Source organism: Sulfuriferula thiophila (genome assembly GCF_003864975.1).
GTDB classification, from domain to species: domain Bacteria; phylum Pseudomonadota; class Gammaproteobacteria; order Burkholderiales; family Sulfuriferulaceae; genus Sulfuriferula; species Sulfuriferula thiophila.
Genome location: NZ_BHGL01000031.1, coordinates 1 through 1,938, shown reverse-complemented (window position 1 = coordinate 1,938; position 1,938 = coordinate 1). Strand labels below are relative to the sequence as shown.

The window sequence follows — 1,938 nt, the reverse complement described above, 5'->3', positions numbered from 1 at the left end:
AGGGTAATGGTGAGTAGCGAAACAGGAATTAAACTGAAGAGTTTGATCCTGGCTCAGATTGAACGCTGGCGGAATGCTTTACACATGCAAGTCGAACGGCAGCACGGAGCTTGCTCTGGTGGCGAGTGGCGAACGGGTGAGTAATGCGTCGGAACGTATCCAATAATGGGGGATAACGCAGCGAAAGCTGTGCTAATACCGCATACGCCCTGAGGGGGAAAGCAGGGGATCTTCGGACCTTGCGTTAGTGGAGCGGCCGACGTCTGATTAGCTAGTTGGTAGGGTAAAGGCCTACCAAGGCGACGATCAGTAGCTGGTCTGAGAGGATGATCAGCCACACTGGAACTGAGACACGGTCCAGACTCCTACGGGAGGCAGCAGTGGGGAATTTTGGACAATGGGGGAAACCCTGATCCAGCCATTCCGCGTGAGTGAAGAAGGCCTTCGGGTTGTAAAGCTCTTTCAGGAGGGAAGAAACGATCATGGTTAATAACCATGATTAATGACGGTACCTTCAGAAGAAGCACCGGCTAACTACGTGCCAGCAGCCGCGGTAATACGTAGGGTGCGAGCGTTAATCGGAATTACTGGGCGTAAAGCGTGCGCAGGCGGTTTATCAAGTCTGATGTGAAAGCCCCGGGCTTAACCTGGGAACTGCGTTGGAAACTGATAAACTAGAGTACGGCAGAGGGGGGTAGAATTCCACGTGTAGCAGTGAAATGCGTAGATATGTGGAGGAATACCGATGGCGAAGGCAGCCCCCTGGGTCGATACTGACGCTCATGCACGAAAGCGTGGGTAGCAAACAGGATTAGATACCCTGGTAGTCCACGCCCTAAACGATGTCAACTAGTTGTTGGGGAGGGAGACCTCCTTAGTAACGCAGCTAACGCGTGAAGTTGACCGCCTGGGGAGTACGGTCGCAAGATTAAAACTCAAAGGAATTGACGGGGGCCCGCACAAGCGGTGGATTATGTGGATTAATTCGATGCAACGCGAAAAACCTTACCTACCCTTGACATGTACGGAACTTGCCAGAGATGGCTTGGTGCTTGAAAGAGAACCGTAACACAGGTGCTGCATGGCTGTCGTCAGCTCGTGTCGTGAGATGTTGGGTTAAGTCCCGCAACGAGCGCAACCCTTGTCATTAATTGCCATCATTTAGTTGGGCACTTTAATGAGACTGCCGGTGACAAACCGGAGGAAGGTAGGGATGACGTCAAGTCCTCATGGCCCTTATGGGTAGGGCTTCACACGTAATACAATGGTCGGTACAGAGGGTTGCCAACCCGCGAGGGGGAGCTAATCTCAGAAAGCCGATCGTAGTCCGGATTGTAGTCTGCAACTCGACTGCATGAAGTCGGAATCGCTAGTAATCGCGGATCAGCATGTCGCGGTGAATACGTTCCCGGGCCTTGTACACACCGCCCGTCACACCATGGGAGTGGGTATTACCAGAAGTAGGTAGCTTAACCTTCGGGAGAGCGCTTACCACGGTAGGATTCATGACTGGGGTGAAGTCGTAACAAGGTAGCCGTAGGGGAACCTGCGGCTGGATCACCTCCTTTCTAGAGAAGCTGCTGTAAATATTCACACTTATCGATTGTTAGCGACGCACAGGGAATGGCGCGAAGAAGGCGAACCGCTTGAATTAGGAGAGCGACGAAGCCCGACACGACTAGATCCTGACACAGGGTCTGTAGCTCAGTTGGTTAGAGCACCGTGTTGATAACGCGGGGGTCGTTGGTTCGAGCCCAACCAGACCCACCAAGATTACGGGGGATTAGCTCAGCTGGGAGAGCATCTGCTTTGCAAGCAGAGGGTCGTCGGTTCGATCCCGTCATCCTCCACCAAACACCCTGCTAGATAGCCGAGGGATCGGCGAGAGCGGGATGGAAGTGACTGAAACACATGTGCGGAGTGAAATTAGTTGCAGTA

Annotated in this window: 2 tRNA genes and 1 rRNA gene; all 3 read left to right on the top strand. The window is 53.0% G+C overall.

Going from position 1 to position 1,938, the window contains the following annotated elements:
• Positions 1-30 precede the first annotated feature (30 nt).
• The 3 genes from EJE49_RS09835 to EJE49_RS09825 all read left to right on the top strand — a co-directional run bounded on the left by EJE49_RS09835 (position 31) and on the right by EJE49_RS09825 (position 1,853).
• Positions 31-1,568 (top strand): 16S ribosomal RNA (locus EJE49_RS09835).
• A gap of 125 nt (positions 1,569-1,693) precedes the next feature.
• Positions 1,694-1,770, top strand: a tRNA-Ile gene (locus tag EJE49_RS09830).
• Between the two features lie 7 nt (positions 1,771-1,777).
• Positions 1,778-1,853: transfer RNA gene (locus EJE49_RS09825), tRNA-Ala, on the top strand.
• Positions 1,854-1,938: the final 85 nt, after the last annotated feature.